Raw genomic sequence first — 6,223 nt, 5'->3', positions numbered from 1 at the left:
CGACCCCACCGCCCCCGGCCCCGCGGACGCTCCGCTCCCGCCGTCTCAGGCCGCGAGTCCGCCGAACAGCAGTGACACCGTCATCGCGATGACGACCGAGTCGAAGGCGGACGCGATGACGACGTTCGCGCGCACCAGGCGCCAGCCCTCTCTCGAGCGGATCTCGGCCGAGACCGTGGCCGCCGTCGTGGACAGCAGGAGCGCGAGGGTCGCGTCGTCACTGAAGTGCGGCGCCTCCTCGAAGGCGAAGCGCACCTGCGACCGCCGGGGCGACCGCAACTCGAGGCGCAGGCAGGCCTGTGCGACCGAGAGGACCATCAGCACCCACGAGCTCGCGACGGCGAGCAGGGCGGCGGCGAGGGAGAGGGGCTCGCTGCGGGACTCCGTCCTCTGCGCGATCGCCACCGTGACCACGATCGCCGGCACCGCCGCCGGCAGCGCCGCCGGCAGCGTCGTGCCGGTCACCCCGGTCGCTCCCGCCATCCGCGAGAGGAGGCGCCGCTCGCCGCGCGCCTCCTCCTCGGCGGTGCTCCGCAGCGCCTGCTCGTCGAGGCGCGAGAAGGAGGCGGCGCTTCGCAGCGCCTGCTCGTCGAGGCGCGAGAAGGAGGCGGCGCTTCGCAGCGCCTGCTCGTCGAGGCGCGAGAAGGAGGCGGCGCTCCAGCCCACGGAGAGGGCGGTGGAGCGCGGCCGGCCGAGCAGATGGACCGGAACGAGGGTCGCCGTCGCATCGACGGCCCCGTCGCCCGGAGCGAGCGTCCCCGTCGCCAGGACGAGCAGCACCACCACGATCGTGACCAGGAGGCGCACGCACACCCGGAACAGATCCGAGCGGGGTCGTCTGCGCGCGGTCATCGCCGCCCTCCCCGTCAGGGGCCCGGAGCGCGCCCCGAACAAAATCCACGCCGTTCCGTCCTGCCGCGTCCCGTGCGTTACCAGGCCATTCGTTGCAACCAACAACAAATCCCCCGCGCACCCGGCAGAATGGATCCATGACCTCACGGAGCAACTGGGCGGGCACCTACGAGTACCGCGCCGCCGCCATCATCGAGCCGGAGTCCGTCGAGGAGGTGCAGCGCCTCGTCCGCGAGAACGAGCGCGTCCGCGCCCTCGGCAGCCGCCACTCCTTCAACTCCCTGCCCGACACCCCCGGCGCACTGCTGCACCTGGGCCGCCTGGCCTCCGACCCCGTGATCGACGCCGAGGCGAGCACCGTCACCGTCGGCGGCGCCACCCGCTACGGCGTCGTCGCCGCACACCTGCACAGCAACGGCTACGCCCTGCACAACATGGGCTCGCTCCCGCACATCTCGGTCGCCGGCGCCATCGCGACCGGCACTCACGGCTCGGGCGACCGCAACGCGAACCTCTCCTCCGCCGTCTCGGCGCTCGAGCTCGTCACCGCCGACGGCTCGCTGCGCACGATCCGCCGCGGGGAGCCGGGCTTCGAGGGCGTCGTCGTCGGCCTCGGCGCCTTCGGCATCGTCACCCGCGTGACCCTCGACATCCAGCCGACCTTCGACGTCCGCCAGGACGCGTTCGTCGACCTGCCCTGGGAGCGCGTGCTCGACGACTTCGACGCGATCACCTCCTCCGCCTACAGCGTCAGCCTCATGACCCACTGGTCCTCGCCGACGGTGGAGCAGCTGTGGCTGAAGACCAAGGTGGCGGCGGGATCCGTCGCCGACGTCGACGCGACGCACCTGGGCGCGGTCGCCGCCTCCGCGAGCCTCTTCGCCGTCTCGGAGGGTGTCGACTCCAACCTGAACCCGTTCGGCGGCTCCGTCGGACCGTGGTCCGAGCGCCTGCCGCACTTCCGCCTCGACCGCGAGCCGAGCGCGGGCGACGAGATCCAGAGCGAGTACATGGTGCCGCGCGCGAACGTGCGCGAGGCGATCGTGGCGCTGCGCGCGATCGGCGAGCGGATCGACGACGTCCTGCTCATCACGGAGCTGCGGACCATGGCGGGCGACGACCAGTGGCTCTCCCCCGCCGGAGGCCGCGACAGCGTCGGCGTGCACTTCACCTTCAAGAAGGACCGCGCCGGCGTCGACGCCGTGCTCCCCGCCGTCGAGGGCGCGCTGCTGCCGCTCGGCGCCCGGCCGCACTGGGGCAAGCACTTCCTCGCCGGAGCCGACGAGATCGCGCCGCTCTACCCGCACCTCGAGGAGTGGCGCACCCTCCGCTCCGAGTGGGACCCCTCGGGCCGCTTCGCGAGCGACTTCCTCCGCGACCGCCTGCTCGGCTGAGCGGCACCCGCCCCGCGGGACCAGGCAGATTCCGCGGGACGGGGCTCACAGGACGTGGGTCGCGGGACGGGGCTCACAGGACACGGCTCGCGGGTCGCGGCTCGCGGGATGCGGGATGCGGGACGCGGGACGCGGGACGCGGCCTACAGGACGCGGGTCACAGGACGCGGCTCACAGGACGCCGCTCAGAACAGGCGGGCCGCGTCGGCGGGCTCGACGAGGTCGCGCACCAGCGCCGGGATCCGCTTCCGGAACGGGAAGAACCCCCGCGACGCCGACGGCCACGCCGCACCGTCCCAGCGGCGGCGCACGGTGACGAGCGCGACCCCCTCGTCGGCGAGAGCCGAGCGGAGCGCCTCCACCCGCTCGCCGACGGGCCCGACCGGCGCGTACGGAACGACCACGGTGTCGATCCGCTCGGAGACCGCCCAGTCGACGACCGTCGCGGCACGCGCGTCCGCCAGCACCCGCGCCGGCCGACCGCTGGAGTCGGAAGTGCGCTCGGCGGCGTCGGCGAGCGCCGCGGCGGTGAAGGCGGCGACCGCGTCGGAGACTCCGGACGGCGAGCGCCCGCCCGCGTCCCCGGCGACGGCGCACGCGACGAGGCGCTCGGCCAGACCCGGCTGCTCGGCGAGCAGGCTCTCCGCCTCGAGGTCCTCCTCGTGCAGCAGGAGGCCGGGGCGGGCGCCGACGGTCCCCACGACGTCGTCCTGCTCGAGCGGTGCCCGCGGCGGGAAGGGCTCCTCCGTCAGCGCGGGGGCTGTGGTGGCGAGGCCGCTCGGCGAGAAGCGCCCCTCCGTGTAGCGGGCGATGTTGGACGCGGAGGCGAGGTAGGTCTTGCCCGGAGTCTGCAGGCCGGCGACCCATCGCCACGACAGGGTGTTGGACGCGGCGTCGCCGTCGAGCAGGTGCCGGTAGAAGAAGTCGGCGCCGAGCTGCCAGGGCAGTCCGAGGGTGAAGATCCAGATGCTCGCGAACCACATGCGGGTGTGGTTGTGGAGGTACCCGGTCTCGACGAGCTCGCTCACCCACGCGTCCATCGCGTCGATGCCGCTGCGTCCGCCGATCGCGTCGAGGTAGCCGGGCGGAGGATCACCCGCGGAGGAGTCCGCCACCTCGCGGCGGTAGCGGCGCCAGACATCGGGGTTCTGCTCGAGCCAGCCCTTCCAGTAGGTGCGCCAGAACACCTCCTGGACGAACTTCTCCGCGGCGGTCAGCCGGTGGCGCGCGAGGACCGCGGCGACGACCTCCCGCTCGGTGACGAGGCGGTGGCGGAGGTAGGGCGAGAGTCCGGAGACGTTGTCCCGGGACGGTCCGAGGTCGTGGTTGCGGTCGCGGGCGTAGGCGGAGCCCGCGCGGGCGACGAAGTCGTCGAGCGCCTCGAGACCGGCGGCTCTGGTCGGGATGAACATCGCCCCATCATCGGCGTCGGCCCGGTGAGAACACCGGCAGCGGCCTCCCGAGTGCGCTCCGGGGACGGAGGCGCCCGCCGAGCGCTCGTCAACGGGGTGACCGGCGCCTCCGACCCGACGTAGCGTCGGAGGACGAGAGGGAGGCCGCCATGCCCCGCGAGGAACAGATCCCGTCCACCATCGAGCGCTCCGACGAGCACGCGCAGAAGCTCTGGTCGGCCGCGCACGACTCGGCCGTCGACAGCTACGGCGACGGTGAGCGCGCCCATCGCACGGCCTTCGCCGCGCTGAAGCACGAGTACGAGAAGGTCGGCGACCACTGGGAGCGCAAGGCCGAGAGCGGCCCCTCCGACTCCCGCGCCGAGGGCCACGGCCGCTCCCCCGGGGGCGAGACGGCGGGCGGAGTGGACGCGAACGCGACCAAGGCGCACCTGATGGACCTCGCCAAGCGCCTGGACGTCTCCGGCCGCTCGCGCATGACGAAGGCGGAGCTCGTCGAGGCCCTGCAGAAGGAGAGCACCCGCCGGACGCGCGACGCGCGGTGAGGCCAGGGGTGGGGCCGGGAACAGCCGCCTCGCCGAGCCCCGGCCCGCTCAGTCCAGCGCGTCCCTGATGGCCGCCATGCCCAGCTCCAGCTCGGCGAAGGTGGTCGACAGCGGCGAGAGGCCGATCCGGATGCCGTCGGGTCGGCGGAAGTCCGGCACGATCCCCTCCGCCTGCAGCCGCGGGACCAGGCCGGCGAACGACTCGTGCGCGATCGTCACGTGCGAGCCGCGCCGGGCGGGGTCGAGCGGAGTCGCCACCCGCACCCCGCGCGGCACCAGCCACGCGTCGGCCAGCTCCAGCGCGTACGCCGTCATCGCCTCCGACTTCGCGCGCACCGCGGGCATGCCCACCGAGGCGATCAGCGCGATCATGTCCTGCATCGCGAGCATCCCCGTGATCGGCGGAGTCCCGCTGAGGAAGCGCCGCATCCCCTCGGCCGGACGGTAGCCGGGTCCCATCTCGAACATGTCGGCGACGCCCATCCAGCCCTGCACCGGCTGCGCGAGCGAGCCCTGGTGCCGGGACGCGACGTACGCCCACGCGGGCGCCCCCGGGCCTCCGTTGAGGTACTTGTAGGAGCAGCCGACCGCGAGGTCCGCGCCCCACGCGTCGAGCTCGAGCGGCACGGAGCCGACGGAGTGGGAGGCGTCCCAGAGCACGAGCGCGCCGGCCTCGTGCGCCTGAGCGGTGATCGCCGCGGCGTCGGCGAGGAACCCCGAGCGGTAGGCGACGTGGCTGAGCAGCACCAGTGCCGTCCGCTCGCCGAGCGCCGGGGCGAGGTCGTCGGGGCCGACGCCGCTCCCGGGGTCGGAGTCGATCCAGCGGAGCGTGCTGCCGGTCTCGGCCGCGATGCCCTCCAGCACGTACCGGTCGGTGGGGAAGTTGTCGGTGTCCACGACGATCTCGTCGCGCCCCTGCTCCGCCTGGCGGGCGATCGCCGCGCGGGTGAGCTTGTAGAGCAGGACGGTCGTGGAGTCGGCGACGACCGTCTGCCCGGCCGCGGCTCCCAGCACCGCGGAGCCGAGGGCGTCGCCGACCTCGAGCGGCATGTCGAGCCAGCCCTCCTCCCAGCCGCGGATGAGGCGGCCGCCCCACTCCTCCTCCGCGAACCGCGCGAGCCGGGCGACGCTCGCGCGCAGCGGCCGGCCGAGCGAGTTGCCGTCGAGGTAGGAGCGGACCTCGGGGGTGCGGACGAACAGCTCGGGGCAGTGCGCGAGCGGGTCCTGGGCGTCGAGCGGATGCATGCCCTCACCCTAGGTCGCGGGTGCCGGGCGCGACGCGCGCCGCGGGGCCCCCGATGCGTGCCGCCGCGGTCCCTGACGGGTGCTGCCGGGGCCCCTGACGCTGCTCGGACGCCGCCCACCGTCCAGAAGTCGTCGCACTCGGCGTCGACTGCGACAACTCTTGAGCACTCGCGAACCCTCACCCCGGACCCTCCCCCACCGTCCAGAACTTGTCGCACTCGGCGTCGACTGCGACAACTCCTGAGCACTCGCAAGCGCTCACCCCGGAGCCTCCCCCACCGTCCAGGAGTTGTCGCACTCGGCGTCGACTGCGACAACTCCTGAGCACTCGCGAGCCCTCACCCGGAGCCCCTCCCCCCCACTGTCCAGAAGTCGTCGCACTCGGCGTCGACTGCGACAACTCCTGAGCACTCGCGGACCCGCGCACTCGAGCCGGTCGCCACTCCTCCGAAGTCGCCGTACTCGCGCTCCAGTACGGCCGCTTCCGCATCGTCGTGGAGCCGCCGGGCCCGTCCCAGCGGTCGTCGCCGAGTGCGCAGGAGTCGTCGCACTCGAGCTCGGGTGCGACGACTCCTGGACAGTCGCGGGAGCCGGAGGAGAACGGAGCAGGAGCCGGAGGAGAACGGACCTCGAGTCGGCGAACGCCCCCGGACCCGCGAGCACGGCCGCGCACCTGGGAAGTCAACGGGCGGACGTCGGCGAGGATCCGCTCGAGCTTGGGGATCGTGACGTTGGAGGTGCCGAGGTGCCGGACGAGGCCCCGGTCGACCAGGCC

The 6,223-nt window shown here is 73.7% G+C and carries 5 protein-coding genes; 2 read left to right on the top strand and 3 right to left on the bottom strand.

What is annotated here, in order from left to right; genetic code table 11:
- Positions 1-45: 45 nt before the first annotated feature.
- Positions 46-852 carry a DUF1345 domain-containing protein gene (locus tag C5C54_RS17115; protein WP_104288864.1) on the bottom strand — a complete coding sequence of 269 codons (807 nt, stop codon included), beginning with the start codon at positions 850-852 and terminating at the stop codon, positions 46-48.
- A 137-nt stretch (positions 853-989) separates the two neighbouring features.
- Here C5C54_RS17115 and C5C54_RS17110 point away from each other — a divergent pair, with 137 nt between their 5' ends.
- Positions 990-2,246, top strand: coding sequence for an FAD-binding protein (locus C5C54_RS17110; protein WP_104234610.1), 1,257 nt, complete (start codon positions 990-992; stop codon positions 2,244-2,246).
- A 185-nt stretch (positions 2,247-2,431) separates the two neighbouring features.
- On the opposite strand, the gene C5C54_RS17105 is transcribed toward C5C54_RS17110, so the two are convergent.
- On the bottom strand, positions 2,432-3,658 hold the full coding sequence (locus tag C5C54_RS17105) for an FAD-binding domain-containing protein (RefSeq protein ID WP_104273936.1): 1,227 nt from the start codon (positions 3,656-3,658) through the stop codon (positions 2,432-2,434).
- Positions 3,659-3,807: 149 nt separating this feature from the next.
- Between C5C54_RS17105 and C5C54_RS17100 the strand changes: the two genes are divergently transcribed.
- A complete protein-coding gene (locus C5C54_RS17100) occupies positions 3,808-4,203 on the top strand; it encodes a ChaB family protein (protein WP_104225169.1) in 396 nt (131 codons plus the stop codon).
- Positions 4,204-4,251: 48 nt separating this feature from the next.
- Here C5C54_RS17100 and C5C54_RS17095 read toward each other — a convergent pair whose 3' ends face one another.
- Entirely contained in the window at positions 4,252-5,448 is a 1,197-nt protein-coding gene (locus C5C54_RS17095; RefSeq protein WP_104273937.1) for a kynureninase, read from the bottom strand.
- Positions 5,449-6,223: the final 775 nt, after the last annotated feature.

Origin of the sequence: Rathayibacter sp. AY1F2 (assembly GCF_002930885.1) — a bacterium.
Taxonomy (GTDB): Bacteria; Actinomycetota; Actinomycetes; order Actinomycetales; family Microbacteriaceae; genus Rathayibacter.
This window is presented reverse-complemented; position numbering and strand designations above follow the sequence as displayed.

Coding starts and splice junctions, on each gene's coding strand:
- C5C54_RS17110 (WP_104234610.1), top strand. CDS start 990: ATGACCTCACGGAGCAACTGGGCGGGCACCTACGAGTACCGCGCCGCC.
- C5C54_RS17095 (WP_104273937.1), bottom strand. CDS start 5,448: ATGCATCCGCTCGACGCCCAGGACCCGCTCGCGCACTGCCCCGAGCTG.
- C5C54_RS17100 (WP_104225169.1), top strand. CDS start 3,808: ATGCCCCGCGAGGAACAGATCCCGTCCACCATCGAGCGCTCCGACGAG.
- C5C54_RS17105 (WP_104273936.1), bottom strand. CDS start 3,658: ATGTTCATCCCGACCAGAGCCGCCGGTCTCGAGGCGCTCGACGACTTC.
- C5C54_RS17115 (WP_104288864.1), bottom strand. CDS start 852: ATGACCGCGCGCAGACGACCCCGCTCGGATCTGTTCCGGGTGTGCGTG.